At 60.9% G+C, this 19,353-nt stretch carries 11 protein-coding genes and 1 tRNA gene; 9 read left to right on the top strand and 3 right to left on the bottom strand.

The genetic code is table 11. The annotated features are described in order from the left end of the window. Positions 1-326 precede the first annotated feature (326 nt). Positions 327-1,013 carry a fimbrial biogenesis chaperone gene (locus LVD11_RS08505; protein WP_237057914.1) on the top strand — a complete coding sequence of 229 codons (687 nt, stop codon included), beginning with the start codon at positions 327-329 and terminating at the stop codon, positions 1,011-1,013. Between the two features lie 6 nt (positions 1,014-1,019). On the opposite strand, the gene LVD11_RS08500 is transcribed toward LVD11_RS08505, so the two are convergent. The 3 genes from LVD11_RS08500 to LVD11_RS08490 are packed head-to-tail and all read right to left on the bottom strand — an operon-like array spanning position 1,020 to position 5,027. Beyond that, entirely contained in the window at positions 1,020-1,964 is a 945-nt protein-coding gene (locus tag LVD11_RS08500; RefSeq protein WP_237057912.1) for a hypothetical protein, read from the bottom strand. Next, a complete protein-coding gene (locus tag LVD11_RS08495; protein WP_237057910.1) occupies positions 1,957-4,455 on the bottom strand; it encodes a TcfC E-set like domain-containing protein in 2,499 nt (832 codons plus the stop codon). The genes LVD11_RS08500 and LVD11_RS08495 overlap by 8 nt, the downstream gene beginning before the upstream one ends. A 47-nt stretch (positions 4,456-4,502) precedes the next feature. Continuing rightward, positions 4,503-5,027: a hypothetical protein gene (locus tag LVD11_RS08490; RefSeq protein ID WP_237057908.1), complete on the bottom strand. Its 525-nt coding sequence runs from the start codon at positions 5,025-5,027 to the stop codon at positions 4,503-4,505. 285 nt (positions 5,028-5,312) lie between these two features. Here LVD11_RS08490 and gltX point away from each other — a divergent pair, with 285 nt between their 5' ends. The 8 genes from gltX to LVD11_RS08450 all read left to right on the top strand — a co-directional run bounded on the left by gltX (position 5,313) and on the right by LVD11_RS08450 (position 19,203). Beyond that, on the top strand, positions 5,313-6,788 hold the full coding sequence (gene gltX / locus LVD11_RS08485; RefSeq protein ID WP_237057906.1) for a glutamate--tRNA ligase: 1,476 nt from the start codon (positions 5,313-5,315) through the stop codon (positions 6,786-6,788). A 178-nt stretch (positions 6,789-6,966) separates the two neighbouring features. Beyond that, positions 6,967-7,042 (top strand) — tRNA-Ala (locus LVD11_RS08480). 974 nt (positions 7,043-8,016) lie between these two features. Beyond that, positions 8,017-11,259: a hypothetical protein gene (locus LVD11_RS08475; RefSeq protein ID WP_237057904.1), complete on the top strand. Its 3,243-nt coding sequence runs from the start codon at positions 8,017-8,019 to the stop codon at positions 11,257-11,259. A gap of 133 nt (positions 11,260-11,392) precedes the next feature. After that, positions 11,393-13,786: a hypothetical protein gene (locus LVD11_RS08470; protein ID WP_237057902.1), complete on the top strand. Its 2,394-nt coding sequence runs from the start codon at positions 11,393-11,395 to the stop codon at positions 13,784-13,786. A gap of 896 nt (positions 13,787-14,682) precedes the next feature. Continuing rightward, entirely contained in the window at positions 14,683-15,474 is a 792-nt protein-coding gene (locus tag LVD11_RS08465) for an ABC transporter permease (RefSeq protein ID WP_237057900.1), read from the top strand. After that, positions 15,471-16,187 (top strand): ABC transporter ATP-binding protein, encoded by a 717-nt coding sequence (locus LVD11_RS08460; protein WP_237057898.1) that lies wholly within the window; start codon positions 15,471-15,473, stop codon positions 16,185-16,187. The genes LVD11_RS08465 and LVD11_RS08460 overlap by 4 nt, the downstream gene beginning before the upstream one ends. A gap of 23 nt (positions 16,188-16,210) precedes the next feature. After that, entirely contained in the window at positions 16,211-17,470 is a 1,260-nt protein-coding gene (locus tag LVD11_RS08455; protein ID WP_237057896.1) for a KpsE/RkpR family capsule polysaccharide export protein, read from the top strand. 92 nt (positions 17,471-17,562) lie between these two features. Continuing rightward, positions 17,563-19,203, top strand: coding sequence for a polysaccharide biosynthesis/export family protein (locus tag LVD11_RS08450; protein ID WP_237057895.1), 1,641 nt, complete (start codon positions 17,563-17,565; stop codon positions 19,201-19,203). Positions 19,204-19,353: the final 150 nt, after the last annotated feature.

Below are 19,353 nucleotides of genomic sequence, written 5' to 3'. Positions count from 1 at the left end.
CGTATCACCCTGCGCCTGCCGGCCGTCAGCGAATGGAGGTCCCCAGAGGCGGGCCGTCCAGGTCGGCAATTCTGTGTTCGCCACGTGCCGGCCAGGCATTATTCCGTCCTGGTGGGCTCCGGATCTGTTGGCAAGAACCGGGATGGGATGGCAGGTGGCTGTATCCCGATACCGCGAACCGGCCAGCCGGCCCCTGCCAGCGGGCAGGGGGGCGGCGTGCTCACGGTTACTGTCGCGGCGGAGTGACGGGCTGTTGCCGGCATGGGACTTCGGCATAGAATGGCGCCCTGAACGTCTCCCACATATCAATGGGTACCATCTTCGCCATGAAACGCTATATCGTCGCTATCCTCCTGTTGCTGGCGCAGCCGGCGCTGGGCGCCATGTCGCTGGACAAGATCATTGTCTATCTGGACGACCAGCCCAACTCCCGTGACGATATCGTGGTGACCAACCCCGATGCGGAAACCCTTTACCTGCAGACGGAAATCTACCGCGTCGATAATCCGGGCATGCCCGATGAGAGGCGTGTGCGGGTGGTGGACCCGAAGGAATTCAAATTACTGGTAAACCCCGCCAAAGCGGTGCTGGGCCAGGGTGAACAGAAGCGTTTCCGGCTGATGTCGCTGGAGCGGGACCTGGACACGGAAAAGGTTTACCGGGTGACTTTCAAACCGGTGGTGGGGGATATCAAGACGGATCGCACCGCGCTGAAAATCCTGGTGGCCTACCAGGCGCTGGTGTTTATCCAGCCTCAGGACGGTGAATTCCAGCTGGCCCTGGAGCGGAGTCAGTCCGGGTGGCAACTCACCAATCGTGGCAACATCAACACCGAGGTTTCGGATATCACCTATTGTCCCTCCCCGGCAACCTGCCGCCCACTGGGGGTGGCGGGGCGCATCTACGCCGGCGCGGGTCTCGCACTGGGCGAACCGCTGCAGCCGGGCGGAGTCCTGAAACTGCTGGCCCGAGGCGGTGAAAGCCGCCGGCTCGAACTGCCGGTGCCGGGCTGATCGGCGTTACTGCACTTCGACGGTCAGCGTCAGCTTGTCCGCATAGCTTGTTTCCACAGCGCGTTCCAGCGCACTGGTGTCTACCGAGATAAGAAGCTGCATGTTCTCGCCGCCGCTGGCACAGTTATCCAGCGGGTCGCCCGGCCAGTGCGTAGCACTCGATAGGCCTTCCACCAGGTCCTCAGTGATACCGCTGGCGGCACCGGCGGCCACGCGGTAATCGATGATGTCCCCGGTGCCCGGACCCAGCAGCGCGAAACGGCCGGCACCAGTTTCACTGTCCGCGCGGATATTGAAACCCATCCCGGCAGACGTGGAAACACAAAAGGTTTGCATGTGGCTATTGGCCGGGTAATCGATCGTGACATCGTCCAGCCCGCTGATCGCAATGGTGGCCGGGATGACCACCGTGAGATCGATGGTTGTGGCAAAGGGCGTGCAGCTCTTGCACGCGAAGGCAGGTTCCCACACCAGCCGGATGCTGCCGGCATAGCTGCCGGGGCGGGGTGTGGTGGTTGTGTCGGCACGCGCGAGGGTTAGCGAGGCGGGTTGGTAGCTGACAGTGCCGCTCATTTGCCCGGAGCCAATGCCGGCAGACAGCAGCTCACTGTTGCCATCCCAGTTGTTATAGGTCAGCGCCAGCGCCAGCTCGTCGCCGTATTCGGAAACCAGGGTGAAACCGGACCCGATATCGGGATAGGCGGTGACACGGTATTTATTGTCCTGGAAACTGCCGTTTTTCTTGATGCGCTTACTCGTAATGCGAAAGCCGATATCGCCGATCGCAGGTGTAGTGACAGGATACTGGAGGGTGGCACTGTAGGGACTGTCGAAATCGCAGGCCTGCATTAACGCATTGGCATCACAGGCCGCACTTGTGCCATGGCTTACCAGCAGTGTGAGTGCACCCAGCGTGCACAGGAGCAGCCGCTGTCGAATCCGTTCAATCACTCTGGCCTCCTTGTCGGTTCCGGGTGTTCGCCGGCGTGCACTCCGCCTTGCCCAGATCGATTTCACCCAGGTTGATCCAGTGTTCGCCGGCGCTCTGCCCGGGCAGGGCCACGCGACAGTCGCGCCAACGCACCGGCGGCATGTCAAGGGTGCGTGGGTTACCGTGGATTTCCATCTGGAAAACCCCGTTTTCATCGGTGACAGTCGAGTATTCGCCGATGGTGATCCTGGCCCCGGGCTCTGGCTGGCCGTTGCGGACAATCCTTCCCAGCGCCAGGATCAACGGTTGGATGCGATAGCGCGTGCGGGCAACATTGCCGGGGTACAGGGTCAGTGTTTCGCTCGATTCGGCATAGTCATGAAACCCGTCGGACAGTGGCCGCAGGCTGATTTCATAGCTGTCGAATGAGGGCAGGTTCACCACCGAGCTTTGCTCGCCCCGGGCATAACCGCGTCGCACACCGTTCACGAGAATCTCAAAGTTCTCCTCCGGGCTGCCATCGATATCCACAACCACGGCACTTTCGTACGGCCGTTCCCCTCCCCAGGCAAAGGTTTCGCCGTCGCCGGCCAGGTTGGTGCTGAAGCTGCCCACGTAATTGAAAGACTCCGAATCGGCAGTATCCGTCCATTGCATGGTCGACTCCAGGTAGCCGCGGTGGCCCGACAGGCGGGTACGACTGCCCAGGACGTGATCCCTTCCCGTAGATTCCGCGGTTACACGCTGTTCCAGCTCCGCCGCCCACAAGTCGCGGTCGTTCCAGGTGCTGTCCATACCCGCGCGATTACCGAAACCAGCGGGGCTGCGCTCGCTGCGTAGCCGTGCCCCGTGGGTCCAGTGTTCCCCGCGTGCACGAAACTGCAGGCTTGCGGTGGTAAAGGCGCGGCCGTCGGCTTCGCTGTGCGCCAGGGTGAGATCACCCAGCCAGTTGCCGCTGCGGAAAATATTGCGGCGGTATTCCACGGTGGTAAGTTGGCTGGCGCCCTCAAGCCCGGTGTCCAAGACAAACTCCGGTTCCACCACGGCGTTGCCAAATTCCCGCGAGCTGTAACGCAGGCCGAGCTGGCCATCCCAGAATTCCCGCTGGGCACTGGCGCTGCGTTGCCGGAATCCCCGGCCGAGCAGGGAAAATTCCTCCGTTGAGCCGGCCGGTTCCCCGGCCTGCAGGTAAGACTCGGTCGCATTGAGGCGGAACCAGGGAGTGGTGAGCTGGGCACGGAGACGGTGGCCCCGGCGACCATCCGCAGTCTGCATAACGCTTGGTGAAACGCTCAGCAGCGGTGTGATCCAGCGGGCACCGATCTCCACTACTTGCTCATCTTCAGTGGCGGCGGCACTGGCGAAAATGCCCGCGCTGTCATGAACGCGCCGGGCCACCCCGCCACTCGCCAGGTAGTCCCCGGCCGTTGCCGGGAACAGGCTTTCCGACAATTCTGCCGGGCGCCCCAGTTGCAGGCTCCAGCGCCATTCTCCCGGGGCGGGCAGGAGGGCATCCTTGGCAAAAAACTGGGTGAACTGTGCCAGCGGCCGGCCGCTCTCGTCGTAGGTGCGCACCTCCACCTCGTAGGCGCCACCGGGCAGCCCGGAGGTGTCCAGCAACTGGTTGCCAGCCTCCAGCAGTTCGCTGTACAGCAGCCGGCCATCCCGGTAAACCTCCACCCGGCCGCGCAGCGGCATATTGATCTCCAGCGGTGCTCCCTGTTGCTGGCGGTTGTCGGTGCGGCTGTTGTAGGAGGTGCGGTACTCCACTCCGTACAGGTAAGGGGCAGCGGCAAAGCTGCTGAAACCCTGTTGCGGCTGCAACAGGCCCACCGTCCAGGCCCGGCCGCGATAATCGCGCGCCCAGTTGAGCTGGTAGAGCTCGGTCCCGCGCTTGTTGCCGGTGGCCCACTGGGCGTGCAGGCCGCTCTCCCCAAAACCGAGGATGGACCGGCCGAGCAGGGTGGCTGTGCTTGTATCGCTGCTGGTGTCTCCCTCCACACCACTCCAGCTGCCGCTGAAACTGTGGACGAATGAGAAGTCGCTGCTGGATTCAGGCAGGTAGGGATCTTCCACCGCGGCGCGGCGGGGCAGCAGGTGCCGGGCAAAGAACAGGTCGACGCGGAAGCGATCCTCATCGTAGATCAGCGCGAAGGACTCCGGCTCCAGGAAACCGCAGCCGGCTGCCTGGTCCCGGCGACAGATACGGTAGGCGTTGATGGGATGATCCCCCTGCAGCAACGGAATGACCTTTTCCGCGGGCAGCGCTTCCGGCAACAGGGCCATCACTGCGGCAGGTTCGTCAAAGCGGATGCGGCCTGGTGTCACCGTCACCTGCGTTGCTCCCAGCATGCGGCCGCCAAAATACAGGTCCGCCACCAGTTGCTGGGGCCCGGTGAGATCGTCGAAGCCTTTCGGGGGAGCCGTTTCCAGGGTGAACGCGGCCGCACCTGCAGACGGACAGCTGTAGCAGGCGGCAGTGAGAAGGGCGGCCACGATCAGGTACTTCATCGGGGAGGGGCATTGGCACCGGGCGGTACCCGGTGCCGGAAGCGCACTTACTCAGCCACAACAGTGACTGTCAGGGTGTCGCTGTAATCACCGCCAGTGGCATTCTGCCAATCGTTGGCGGCGACGTTGACGAACAGCTTGGCATTCTCGTAGCCCGCACCACAGCGGAAGTCACGACGGAGGTTTCCGGGCAGTACCACCCCCTCGTCGGCGAATGATGCGGCGTCAGTCGCGGTCTCATCGTTGCTATAGCCGACAGAGTAAGGCACGGTCAGGCTGGTATCGGCAACATTGGCCAGCAGGAATTCATTAGTAGCGCCGCCGGCATTGCTGTCGAACTGGATCGAGTAAGTGGCAAAACCGGTGCCGCCCACACAGAACGCATCGGCTCCGGCGGCATCGGTACCTGCAACTGCGGACAGGTCGATATTGTCGAGCTGGTCGACGACGATGCGCTCGGGGATATTCAGGTTGACCTGGATATCCTTGAAGTCGGTTTCTCCAGCCGCAATGACGACACCGGGAACGGCGAGAATCAGGCCCGCGAGGGCACTGCGCAGGGTTGAGTGCATGGATTTTCCCCTTAAATAGAACAGGTCGTTGTTGGGTTGTTATCAGGCCAGCTTTTGTGGCTGCTACCGGTTATTGGGTACGGGCGTCGTATCCCCCCGGTTTTCGCGGCAATAATACTTTTTTTGTGACGCTAGTCACGCTTTTTGCGGGCCCTTTTTGCACTTTTTGGAGTTATTTTGATCGATCTGTCAGTTTGTACAGGTTATGCCACATGACTGTGCCCCCGCGCCCCGTGGCGATATAATGCCGCGCCTTCAATACACCCGTTCACAACCAGGTTAGTCATGACCGTAAGAACCCGTATCGCCCCGTCGCCCACCGGCGACCCCCATGTAGGCACGGCCTACATTGCCCTGTTCAACCAGTGCTTCGCCCGCGCCCAGGGTGGCAAGTTTGTGCTGCGCATCGAGGATACCGACCAGCAGCGCAGTACCCCGGAATCGGAGCAGGCCATCCTCGACAGCCTGCGGTGGCTGGGGCTGGACTGGGACGAGGGCCCGGACGTGGGTGGCCCGCACGGCCCGTACCGCCAGAGCGAGCGCGGCGATGTCTATAAAAAGTACTGTGACGAGCTGGTCGAGAAAGGCCACGCCTTCCACTGCTACCGCACAGCCGACGAGCTGGAACAGCTGCGCGAGGAACTGCGCGAGGCCGGCCGCACCGCGCTGAAGCCCAGCGACCTGGCCCTGCCGGACGAGGAAGTCGAGAAGCGCCGCGCGGCCGGCGCGCCCTATGTGGTGCGCATGAACGTACCGGAAAGCGGCACCTGCGTGGTGGAAGACCTGCTGCGCGGCCCTATCGAGATCGACTGGGCCCAGGTGGACGCGCAGATCCTGCTCAAGTCCGACGGCATGCCCACTTACCACCTGGCCAATGTGGTGGACGATCACCTGATGGAGATCACCCACGTGCTGCGCGGCGAGGAGTGGATCAACTCCGCTCCCAAGCACAAGCTGCTGTACGAATACTTCGGCTGGGATATGCCGGTGCTCTGCCACCTGCCGCTGCTGCGCAACCCGGACAAGACCAAGCTATCCAAGCGCAAGAACCCCACGTCCATCCTCTACTACCAGCGTGCCGGCTTTATGCCCGAGGCCCTGCTGAACTACCTGGGCCGCATGGGCTGGTCCATGCCGGACGAAAGCGAGAAGTTCACCCTGGCCGAGATGCTGGAGCACTTCGACATCATGCGCGTTTCGCTGGGCGGCCCGGTGTTCGATGTGGAGAAGCTGTCCTGGCTCAACGGCCTGTGGATCCGCGAGCTGGAAAACGAACAGCTGGCAGACCGGCTGCAGCAGTGGATGTTCAACCGCGACAACCTGCTCAAGGTCCTGCCCCACGCCAAGGAGCGCATGGAGACCTTCGGCGACTTCGCCCCCCTGGTCAGCTTCCTGGCCTCCGGCCAGCTGCCCCTCACCGAGGCGAGCTTCAGTGGCAACAAGCTGGAGCTGGACGAGCAGAAGAAGCTGCTGCAATTCGCCCTGTGGCGCCTGGAAGCCCTGCGCACCTGGGATCGCGACAGCATCTTCCAGGCCGTGAAGGCGCTGTCCCAGTCCATGGACATCAAGCTCAAGGACTTCAACGCGCCGCTGTTCGTGGCCATTAGCGGTACCACAGCCTCCTTCTCGGTCATGGATGCCATGGTCCTGCTGGGCCCCGATCTCAGCCGCGCACGCCTGCGCCAGGCCGTGGACGTCCTTGGGGGTGCCGGCAAGAAGGTGCTGAAGCGCTGGGAAAAGGAGTATGCCAGCCTGGCGTAAGCCTCCGGGGGCAAACCGGGCCGGTCCCGGTGCCCCTGGCGGGGCGGCCGGGAACCAGTCGCGACGCCCCGGTCGTAACTGATTGATTAAAAAGTTGTTTTTCTTGTTGACAGGCGCCGGCGCGCTGTTAAAATGCGCCTCGCTTTCAGGGGAAACTCAAACGAAGGCAACCCAATTTGGGGCTATAGCTCAGCTGGGAGAGCGCAACACTGGCAGTGTTGAGGTCAGCGGTTCGATCCCGCTTAGCTCCACCAAATAAAGACCCCCGCACCGAGAGGTGCGGGGGTTTTTTATTTGGCCTGACCCTGAGAGACCGAACCGCTGAAAGCGGTTTGATGCCGCGGGGGCGCCCAGCCTTAGCTCCACCAAATACAAAAAAGGCCGCATCCGAAAGGATGCGGCCTTTTTTGTATCCGTTGTCGCTGGGGGATGGAGGTTTGGCTCTCGGTTCATATGCGCCGTATTTCAGGCGACGCAGGACTTTCGCACGCGCGAGCCCGCATGTGGCCGGACCCGGGAAAGTGCAGGACTGGCCAGGCTGCGCCCGCAAATCATTTCACTTCCAGAGCTTGCTCCCACGTTCGGAGCGTCGAGCCGTAACCTCCATCCAAATGACTGCGCGGGACGGGAAAGCCAGTGCAATAGGTCAGAATGTGTCCCTCCTTGTAGCCTGCTGGCCCCGAAGCAACCGAAACCATCTGTAAAACCCTCCCCTGTCGCCAACCGCCGGCGGATACCTCTATACGCGATAGCCTCGGGATACTTTCTCCGCGGGCGCGCGACTATTGGCGTCCCGGAGTCTGCGCAACCGGGAGGTTTCGGAGAAAACAGCGCCAGACAAGATGGATAAAGTAAGTGCCCCGCTCCCTGATATTCCCCCTACTTATTTTCGCCTGCTCTCGAACAGAGTTCCCCTGGTTCCCGGAAACAGCTGTTTTTTCTAACCCGGATGACATTCCGCAAGCGCTTTAAAGGTGTGTATCCCGCTGAAACTGGAAGTGATACGCGCCGAAGTCATTACGTTAGATTACAAACCATTGAAAAGGAAAAAGGGGATCATTGAGACTGGCACCAGCCCTCTTCGTGAACGCAGCAAATTGTTCGTGTAACAGGGTCGACGATGAAGACTTGGTCCTGTCTATCCGTTTCGTCGAAAGCGATCATAGGTTGCGTGACCGGGGACTCGGGATACGACTGCAAGCGTGGATATCAATAAGAAGGGAAGCTTATGTATTCAATTGACGGTAAGTTAATCGCACATGAAACAAACAAGCCCCTGGAAGGGCTGGTCATCGGGCTATACCGGCCGGGTACATTAAAGGGGGCGAACCGGGTTGCTTCTGCTGTTTCCGGTGACAATGGTCAGTTCGCCATCCAGTTGGCGCTCGATAAAAAATATGCCGCCGCTTCAGAAGACCCGTGGCACCTGGCGGTACACTCGCCGGCCGTGTCCGGTAAAGGCGGTACAGAGGGTGAAGTACTTTACTCCCAGGAGTGCCCCGATCCGTATTCAAGCGGAAACCAGAATTTTGTGATTCGCATACCGGCGACTGAATTGTCAGTTGCCGAGAGCGGTATGCAAGCCATGAAGCTGTCCCTGCTCAGTGAGCAGGCGCAAGTGGTGCCGAAGATCTCGAGAAAAAACCTGCTCGCGCGACATGTGGAATGGATCAACAAGGGCAGGCAATTCGCACTCGATAAAATGATGATCCAGCGCCCTGTGTTTGATCGCCTGTTCGTTTCCCCGAGTGGGGACGTGCGCGAGTTGAATGACAAGCGCGTGGCATCGGGCATGGAGCGTCTCGGAAAAGTGGACGGCCAGGTCTCGGGTGTCAGCGTGGGCATCGATCCTGAGCGGCTGGCTAAACTTGACGACCGCTTTGAGTTCGACGCCCAGGGCAGCCTGATCAATCTGCCGGATTCAATTGACCCTGGCAGGCTTAGCGATTACCTGCGTAACCAGGGCCTGGTGGGTGGGGCCACCCGCTTCAGGGATCCGCGCCGCGACTGCAAGGCAAAAAGCCTGCTTCACCAGAAAACATTCAGCCTGACGGACGCTGGTTCGGGCGCTGGGGCCCGCCACACGCCGGAAAACACGGCCAATTCGGGAAATGCCACACCACAGGAGGAGCTCCGGCACCAGATCCTGGCTGCCCTTGGCAGCGAGCCCTTCAACCTGGGGAACAGGCCCGATGCCCAGGCTGTTACCCGCAACCTTAACACCTCGCTCTCGGGCGGCCCGGCCGACGAGACCGCCTATCACGATTTCCACTCCCTGCAGATCGCGTTCGAGAATACCTGGACCTCGATGGTCGACTCGGGACTCGCCGACGAAATGGCTGAACTCTACCAGGAGGCTGTCCAAGTAGCGGAGGATTACGGGCTGGATCGTCCGCGGGACCTGAGTGAGTTGAATGACCTGCAGGACCTGGTAAGTGAGGTTCGCGGCAAGGCCCGCAGCTGGAAACCTCTTGCTGTCTTGTTTGGGGGCAATGAGGACGATCAAGACCGCGGCCCAAAACTCGGGCGTCTCAACCGCCTGATCGCCGGTATCGACAAGCGCCTCAAGGAGGGGTATCGCTTCGACGTGTTCAAGCCCCACACCTATAACTTCGGCCTGATGACCACCTATCGCCAGAAGTGGGAACCCCAGGCCTACCAGGCCGGAGACCTGGTAGCGACGATCCCGCTGGCACCGGGCGAGAAAAGATCCTACAAGAAGCGCCGCAATATCCAGCAGAGCCGAGCCGAGAAGGAGGTTCGCAAGGCGATGTCCTCGCAGACCCGTGAAAGCGAGCATAAACGGCGCGCCGATGCGGAAATCGTCGAGCGGGCCAGCTTCGCCACCAATTTCGACATGACCACATCGGGCTCGCTGAAACTCAAGATTCCCCAGGTGGGCGAGGGTGGCCTGAGCCAGTCCATCCAGTTCAGTGGCCAGCAGTCGCGGGAGTCGGCCAGCACCAAGCGGGACTTCCGCGAGGCCGTGCGTCGTGCGGCGACCGAATACCGCAACGAGCGCACCATCGAGATTTCCAGCGAGGAAAGCACAGAGTCGCTGATGGAGGAAACCGGTGAGCTCAGCAACCCCAACAGCGAGCTGACCGTCACCTACCTGTTCTACGAGCTGCAGCGCCAGTACTGGGTCAGTGAGCAGTTACACGGCGTTCAGCCGGTGATCATGGTGGCCATGGACATGCCCAGGCCCCACGAAATAGACGAGGACTGGCTGCTGGCCCACGAATGGGTGCTGCGGCGGGTACTCCTGGATAAAGACCTGGTGCCGGCGCTGGACTACCTCACCGAAACCTTCTCCGGCGACGAGCTGGGCGTGAGTGTGCTGCAGGCGCAATGGGAAGAGGAAATGTCCGCACTGCGTGAGCTCAAGGGTGATCTCGCCTCTGCCAGCGATGCCCGGCGCAACGCCCGAGACATCCTCACCTGGTACAAGACGGCGCCGCAGGGCAGCGAGGGTCTTATCGAGAAGGGGCTGGAGGCGCTTTTTGGCGGAGAGAACGAGGACGCCACCTATGCAGCGCGCACCGAGTCCGCGGTCCGGACGCTGGAGTGGCTGGAATCCGACCTGGCCGAAATGCAGGGCCAGCTGTCCGGCTCTCTCGCCTCGGTGCAGGAAACCACCCGCCGCTACGTGTCCGCCCTGCGCGAGCGCCAGAACCGCCGCACGGCCATCGACCAGCTGCGCATGCATATCAAGCAGAACATCCTCTACTACATGCAGGCCATCTGGGTGCACATGCCGCCCGACCAGCGCTTCTTCGAACTGTACGACCTGCCCATCCGCGAGCCCGAAGCCAGCGGTCCCTGCACCGTACGTCGCCGCGGCAAGCGTCTTGTGGGCTTGGGGGAAAATGGCGAGCCCATCGAGCGCGAGGAGCTGGAGATCAAGTGCCCGTTGCCCCGCATGGGGGAAGAGCGTCCGCTTTACGAGGTGGCCGACGTGGACAACCTGCTGGGTTTCAAGGGCAACTACGCGATCTTCCCGATGCGCGAGTCCAATGCCCTTACCACCTATATGATGCAGGGTTACCTGGACGATGAGCAGGGAGTGCGGGACCCCGACCATGTGGGGGAGCTGTTCGATCCGTTCGATATTGCCAGTCTCGCCGAATGCCGCCTGCGGAATGCCTCACTCGATATTCCACGCCCGGTGCTCAGCCCCGGGATGCGGAAGGCACTGGAAGAGGCCATGGCCAACCTTGACCGTAAGGGCCAGTTGGTCATCGTGCCCTCCGGCGAGCTGTTTATCGAGGCGCTGCCCGGCACCCACCCGCTGCTGGAGGACTTCAAGCTGAAGCATCGCGCCCTCGACACCCTGCAGGCTGAGGAAGAGCTGCGGGAGCGCCGGCTGGAGAACCTGCGCCGGGCCGACCGCCTGCTGGCCGGTGAGCGCGGTGACCCCGAGATCGACAAGCAGGTAGTTGTGCACGGCGATGCGGAAGTAGAGGTCTGACAGGCCTTACCCGGAGGGTGGCAGGATACATTGCCACCCTTCGCTTTCCATACGCAGTGGTGAACCTGGCACCCGCCGGCAAGCCGCCGGGCGCCAGCCCTGCATCCCTCTAAATTGAGTCACATCGAAAGCCATGGCAGACCCAGCAGAAACACTGGATCGCGGCACCTCCGACAGGGGCCGTGATGACCGGGCAACCGGTTCCCCCGCCACCCGCGGCCGTGCCCCCGGGGCCGGCAACGGCCCCGCCAACCCGGCCGGGCAACACGGCGAGACGGGCAGTGCGATTGCGCTGTTGAACAAGCTGTTCCCCCCCAATCGCCGCTATCACTTTGATTTCCAGGGCGGCGTGACCTGGGGGGTGCCCGTGCGCACCGAGGGCCATGTGCGCGGCGTGATCTCCCGCTCACCGCCCGGCGACAAGGTGAGTGTTCTGGTCCTCAAGACCGGCAGGGTCGGGCTGGATATTGGTGTCGGTGCCGGCTTCTATACGGGCAGCAAACGCCACCAGACCGGCGTCAATCTCGCGGCCGGTGCCAATGTGGAAGTCGGCGTGCTGGGTACGGTGATCGAGGAATACGAGCTGCCGGTGGCGGATCTCTACTCGGCGCTGCTCAGTGTCTGGGTCGACCAGTTCAGCCCCATGCTGATGATGAATCCGACAACGCAGGTGGCCGGGACTTTCCTGAATGACTTTCTGGCGCAGTACGCCGAACAATATCTGGTCAAGAAGAAGCTGGAGATCGGCGCCTTCGGGCAGGGTGTGGTTGAGGCGACAGCCGGCCTGGCCCGGCCGGCGGAAGAGGGCGGCAAGGGGCGGGTGACGACGGCCGGTTCGATGTGGAGCTCCACTGCAGAGAAGCGGAACAAGCCGGGCAAGAAACCGAGGCTTGCCAACCCGGAAGTCAGGAAAATGCTCACCCGCGATGGCTCCGGCGTAGTACAGCACCTGAACCTGGATCCGCTGGCCCTGCTCAACTTCCTGTCGGTTCGGTTTACCACCCTCGCCAGGGGCGTGGCCACCGTGGCAGTAGAGCAGGATATTCCCGGCAATGCCGTGAAGGCGTCCATGGAGGGCGAGCTTAAGGTACTCCTGGAAATCCCCATTCCCGGAGTAAAACAGCTACTGCAACTACTCCCCACCAGTCTCGGTGCTGGGGTGGCACTGCTTTTCCAGTATGAGGGCGACAAGCTCAGCGACGTCCTGCTCAGCGTCTACAGCTTTACCGGCGAAGACGACTACCTGGCCGGGCCCGCCAGCCGGCAGGAGCTGCGCTTCCCGCTCAGCGAGGTGGTCTCGATCCCCGAGATCCTGCAGCGGCTTGCCGAAGGCAAGCCCATGTCGATTTCGTTCCTGCAGATCTTTACCCAGCTGGACTCGGCAATTTTCTGGAACCGGGTGAGCCTTGGCGGCATGCGCGGGTCGGGCCTGCGGACCTTCATGCGCCGCCAGCACGGGGCACGCTCGCTGTTGGGTGACGAGTTTTCCATGAAGGCCTCGCGCCTGGGTTTCCGCTTTGAAATGTACGCGGAAATGACGGTAAAGATGAGTGGTTCCGAATTGGCAGACCTGGCCACCCGATTCTATGAGCTGCTCCCTGAACTGCCCTCGGGCCTGCCAAAGCCTTCCGCCAGCGATCCCCTGGTGCAGGTGAGGGCACTTGCTGATTACCTCAGTGATTACGGCAACAGGCTTGGTGAGCGCTCGGACGAACTGATCCAGTTCCTGTTGCGCAGCGTGCAGGTGCAGAAGCCACATTTCTACCTCATGTCCGGGCCGGCGATCGGCGCAGGCGGCAAGCTAGGTGCGGGTGCCAAGGTGCGGGGAGATATCTTCGTGGAGCTGGGCAAGACTTGTCATGCCGGGCTGAAGGGTGGAACGCTGGCCGACGTAATAGCGCAGCTGGAGGACCTGGTGGATCACCCGCTCAAGTACTTGCCGGACTGCTGGCTGGTAAAGACCATTTATCGCATCTTTGCAGGTGGTGGGGACGGTGAAGATATTCCCGCTGATGCCACGCCGTTGGACAAGCATCGCGGGGTGGAAAAAGAGGGGGAGAAAGAGTCCAGGGCGAACAGGGATTCCGCTGTCTCCGAAGAGGAACGCAGCCGGGAAACCGCTGACGCAGAGGCGCAACCGCTGCGTCCGAACCGTAAGGGGCACGCCATCCGCGTGCGGGAACTCATCAAAGGATTCAAGGGTTGGAAACCCATGGCGATGGGAGATGGGGTCCTTTATCCGCTGGGCGAGGTGACACCGGGCATACAGCTCGAGCAGGCTGAAGAAGTTGAGCTTGTGCTTTTTTACAAGAAGCCGGGCAAGAATGGCCGGCCTGTCCGTACAGCTGCCGTGTTCATGGGCAAGGTCATCTATGCGAACGAGAAAGAGATTCACTTCAGTGTGGTGAGCTCATCACCGTTGCTGGATGAATACGGAAACGAGCATGCAACCTTGAACCGGGGGGCGGGTTTCAGTTTACCCCGGGTTGCGGCCGCGAATGCTGATTCCAAACGGGTCTCAGAATAGTACTGTGGCAGCCAGGCGGAAACCCAAGTGCACAGGCCAGAGGGGGGGGAGGCTAACGGAGGGTGGTTCCGCTGATCAAGATAGCTTGCCTGGTTTGCCCGGGGCGAGTCTCCTGGATGACGGGCCGGTCATCGCACGTTTGCGCCCAAGTGGACAGTCACGGTTTTCCCGAACCGGCATTTAAGCCAGCTTGTCGGTTGCTACCGCGGCGTTACCCTGAGCACAGCATTCTAAAGACACCTGCTTCGTTGCAATGGCAGCAAATTTTATTCTGGGGCTAGCTGGATTGGCCGCTGATAATCCGGCATACTCTCGCCGGTGTTGTGAACCAGTTTGCATTTTTGGTGCAGACTGCAGCACATTGTTTGTATTTTGTGCGTTTAAAGAAGAAGGGATTACTGGCAAAAGCAGTCACGATGAGTTGATTGTTTTTCATCCGCTTGCTTACATTTTGTTTGCACCAACCTGGTGCGTCATGTGTTGAGGGGCGTGCTCCTTGGTTCGTTACAGCAGTGGTGGCCGGCCGAAGTGCTCGGAGTCAGGGCGTGGTGGTATTGCTTCCGCAGGGCACCTCTTTTTAGGGGAAGGCGCTGTAATAGCTTGTAATCACACAACGGCTGAAGTGGCTGTGGTACGGGAGTTAGAATCCCCCAAGTATCGGAAATGGAATCTGGCAGGCCGCGCATACTAACCGGCCTTGCAGCAGGGGAAGGAGAGGGAGTTCACAAAATGTCGGGGCTGGCTGCCATTGACGGCACTGTTGGCCGTCATTGATGTGTCCCGGCTGGTTGCCGCCAGTTTTTGGCGTCTGGCCCGGGCTTTGCATTGGTGAAAGCCTGTCCGGGCGGCACGCCAATGCCAGCGTCAAAAGCAAAAAGAAAAAGCTGTAACAAAAAATGAACTCCATCACTCAACGCAGTCCCTGGCAGATCCAGCGCGACGTGGTGCACGCGCTGCTGGTACGCGAGATGAAGACCCGCTTCGGCAAGTGGCGCCTGGGCTATGCGTGGGTGCTGCTGGAGCCGGCCATGCACATCATGGTGCTGGCCTTCATCTTCAGCTTTATGGGTCGGGAGTTCTATCCGGGCATTCCCACCGTCTTGTTTATGCTCGGTGGTATCGGGCCATTCCTGTTCTTTTCCCATTGTTTCCAGAAATCACTGGCGGCGGTGGAATCCAACCGGGGCCTGTTCAATTACCGCCAGCTCCGGCCATTCGATGCGGTGATCACCCGGGTATTGCTGGAATTCTCCATCTACCTGTTTTCCATGGTCGCGCTGCTTGCCATCCTGGCCTGGTTCGGGGTCTCGGCCACCTTCAATGATTTCCTGTTGCTGGTGGCAGTGAACCTGCTTTACCTGGGGTTCTGCCTGGGGCTCAGCCTGGCACTCTGCGTTGCGGGTGAGAAGTACCCGGAAGCCGCCAAATTCGGGCCGATGATTGTGCGCCCTCTGTATTTCATGTCCGGGGTGTTCTTCTCCCTGGAGCAGATCCCGGAGGAGTACCACCCGTACCTGTCCTGGAACCCGCTGCTGCATGTGATCGAGCTGACCCGCGAGGGCCTGTTTGCCAGCTACCACGGCATGTTCGCCAACCTGCCGTACCTGGCATTCAGTTCCCTGGCCATGCTGGCCTTTGGCCTGTTGGTCTATCGTAGCCAGTGGCGCGACCTGGTGCGCAGCCGATGATCGAGTTGCGCAACCTCACCAAGTCCTACCGCACACCCCACGGCCGCAAGGTACTTTTCCGGGACGTGAGCGCGGTGTTCCCGGAGAACAGGAACATCGGCATCCTCGGCCGCAATGGTGCCGGCAAGTCGACGCTGCTGCGCATTATGGGGGGGATCGATTACCCGGATGCAGGGCGGGTAATCACCGACAAGCGTATTTCCTGGCCCATGGGGCTGTCAGGCGGTTTCCAGGGCAGTATGACCGGCCGTGAAAACTGTGCCTTTGTCTGTGGTATCCACGGCATCTGGGGCTCGGCCCGCCGCCGGGTGCTGGACCGGGTGCAGGACTTCGCCGAAATCGGCGACTACTTTGATGCGCCGGTAAAAAGCTATTCCTCGGGCATGCGCTCACGGCTGGCCTTTGGCCTGAGTATTGCCGTGGACTTTGATGTGTACCTGGTGGATGAAGTGATGTCCGTGGGGGACGCCCACTTCAAGCACAAGTGCGAGCAGGTGATCGCGGAAAAGCGCAAGACATCCAACTTTATTATCGTCGCCCACGCCATGCCTCAGCTGAAAAAGAACTGCGATGTGGGCATCTATGTGGGGGATGGCGGCCTGAAAATCTTCGACACGGTCGAAGAGGCCATCGCGCTGTACCAGCAGGGCCTGCCAAAACCAAAACAGAAACAACAGAACAACCAGCGACCCGCGGCGGCCGCGAATCACTGATTTCAGGGAAGTATCCAGAACCTATGGAAACGAAAGAACCGGTCGCACCGGCGCAACAGTCCGGGCCCGAGGCAAAGCAAGCGGGCGGCGAAGCGCAGGGCCTGAAAAAAGCCGCGGCCAGTGTAAAGGGCATGATGGCTCGCTTCTCTGCGAATGAGCCCCAGCCGGGCGAGTCCGCCGTGGCGGGCGGCTGGCGTCGCTGGCAGGGGCTGGCGGTATTTGTGCTGCTGCCGTTACTGCTGGTCAGTGCTTACTACCTGTTCTGGGTCACCGAGCGTTATGTCAGCACCACCCAGCTGATCGTTAAAGAGAATGGCTCCGAGCCCAGTATGTCCTCTACGCTGGGGTTCCTGGTGCCGGGTGTAGGCAGTGAAAACCAGGATGCCCACCTGGTGGTGAACTACATTCACTCCCTGGATATGGCCCTGTTCCTGGATGAGGAGCTGGGCCTGTCCGACTACTACCAGAGTACCGAGCACGATGTGTTTTCCCGCCTGGCTGCCGACGCCTCGCAGGAAGATTACCTGGAGTACTACCGGGAACACGTCTCGGTAGCCTTCGACGAGCAGACCGGCATCATCACCATTGCCGCCCAGGCATTTGATCCGGAATTCGCCCGCCAGCAGGTACAGGTGCTCACGCAAAAATCCGAGGACTTCGTCAACGCCCTCAGCAACCAGCTGGCAGACAAGCAGGTGGCCTTTGTACGCACGGAGCTGGAACTGGCACAGACCAAGCTGCGCAGTGCCAAACAGGAGATCCTGGATTTCCAGAATCGCAACAGGGTGGTCAGCCCCGAAGAGCTGACCAAGGGCATCAGCAGCATTATCCAGGGTCTGGAGGCCAAGGTGTCCGAGCTGCGTGCCAAGCTCACTGCGGCCAGGACCTACCTGAACCCGGGGTCTTCCCAGGTGGTATCGCTGCGGGCGGAAATCAGTGCGCTGGAACAGCAGATCGAGGCGGAAAAGGTTCGCCTGGTCGGCGCGGGGGAAGAAGACGGGGAACAGCGCCTGAACAGCCTGAGTGCCCACTTCCAGAACCTGGAACTGGACCTGCAGTTCGCCATGGACGCCTACCAGGCTGCCCTGGCTGCGCTGGAAACCGCACGTATGGAAGCCTCGGGCCGCCTCAAGCACCTGATGACGGTAAGTAAGCCCTCATTGCCTGAAGAGGCGGAGTATCCGCGCAAACTCTATAACCTGGCCAGCCTGGCAGTGATTCTGCTGTTGCTCTACGGCATCGGCAAGATGCTGGTCTCCAGCATCCGCGACCACCGGATCTGAGTGGGCAACTACTGATCCGTCATCGAAGGGCAGGGCTTGCCCGTCGATGGGCAAACAGAACAAAAGCTAAAAAGCGAATTAAAACGGACAACATGAAACAGACACTGAAACAAGGCATGGGGATCCTGCTGCTGGCACTGATGGGGAGCGCCGGGTTCACTGCCACTGCCCAGACACTGGAGACCCAGCAGCTGGAGGGGGAAGCGGCGCAGATGCCGGTGGATACCGGCGTGCCGGTATTCGGTGCCTCACTGTTTCGCGGCGCCTTCAAGGACCAGCCGTTCGCAGGCTTCAACCCGTCCTACCGCATCACCGTCGGCGACCAGATCAACCTGCAGCTGTGGGGGGCCTACAGCTTCAGTGCCACCCTGCCGGTAGACCCGCAGGGTAATATTTTTATCCCGGAAGTGGGGCCGGTGCATGTGGCCGGCGTGGAAAATGGCGAACTGAACGCGTTCGTGCTGCGTCATGTGAAGCGTGTATTCAAGAACAATGTGCGCGCCTACGCCAACCTGGAAGCCAGCCAGCCGGTGAAGGTATTTGTCACCGGCTTTGTGAAGAATCCGGGCCTGTACAACGGCTACTCTTCCGACTCCATTCTCTACTACCTGGACAGCGCCGGGGGCATTGATCGCAAAAGTGGCAGCTTTATCGATGTCAAAGTGCAGCGCAATGGCCGGCTGATCGAAAAAATAAACCTGTATAACTTCCTGGTCGCGGGCGCCATGCCGCCGCTGCAGCTGCGTAACGGCGATGCGATAGTGGTGGGCCCGCGCAACGGTGCGGTGACCATCGAGGGCGCGGTACAGCAACCGGCCCAGATCGAATTTATCGGCCCCAGCACCCACCTGGCGGAAATGCTGATGGTGGCCAAGCCGGATCCGCAGGCGAATTTTGCCCGCATCACCCAGGTGATCGACGACCAGCAGCAGGCCACCTACGTACCACTGGAAGAGGCGCTGAGCACCCCCCTGTATCCCGGCGCGCGCGTCGAGCTGATTCGCGATAACGAGATCCAGTCCATCTCGGTGAAAGTCAGTGGAGAAGCGGACGGACCGGCCACCTACGTCCTGCCCTACGGGGCCACCCTGGACGAGCTGCTGGCGCAACTGCAGTTCAAGGCCAATGCCGACCGGGATTCCATCCAGCTGTATCGTGAAAGCGTGGCCGAGAAACAGCGCGTGGCACTGGAGCGCTCGCTGGATGCGCTACAGATGGAAGTGCTTACCCGCCAGCCCAATACCGACCTGGAAAAGACCGCCCAGAAAGACAATGCGGCCATGATCCAGAGCTTTATCAAGCAGGCGCGCAAGGCGCAACCGCGCGGGCAGGTGGTACTGGCCAACACGCCCAACGCCGGCACCATGCTGCTGGAAGATGGCGACGAGCTGGTGGTGCCGGTGAAGACCTCCACCATCTCCGTGGTGGGCGAGGTGGTGTTCCCCACCTCGCTGGTCTACAACGACCGGCGCACGCTGGAAGACTATATCGAACTCGCGGGCGGCTTTGCCAACAACGCCAACCAGGATGAACTGGTGATCCTGCACCTGGACGGCACCATCAGCCGCATTGAAGACAGCAAGTTCGACAACCGCCTGGGTGACGCCCTGCGGCCGGGGGACGAGATCATGGTGATGCCGAAGATCAATTCCAGCGAGCTGCAGGTGACCAAGGATGTCACAGAGATCCTGTACCGTATCGCAGTGGGGACTGCCGCGGTGCTGTCTTTCTGACAATTGATATAGAAACAACGTAGAACAAAAAATTCTTAACGCCTGAAAACAGGCAAAAGGGGTCGCGGTGTCAACACCGCAATTTGGGGAAGCAGCAGTACTCCGGGGCAAGGTGGCACGGCACTTGAATCATTGTGGGGATGATTCTGG

The sequence above is a fragment of the Microbulbifer sediminum genome (assembly GCF_021729035.1).
Taxonomy (GTDB): Bacteria; Pseudomonadota; Gammaproteobacteria; order Pseudomonadales; family Cellvibrionaceae; genus Microbulbifer; species Microbulbifer sediminum.
Note: the sequence above shows the minus strand (reverse complement) of the source record. Positions and strands in the feature narration are given on the sequence as shown.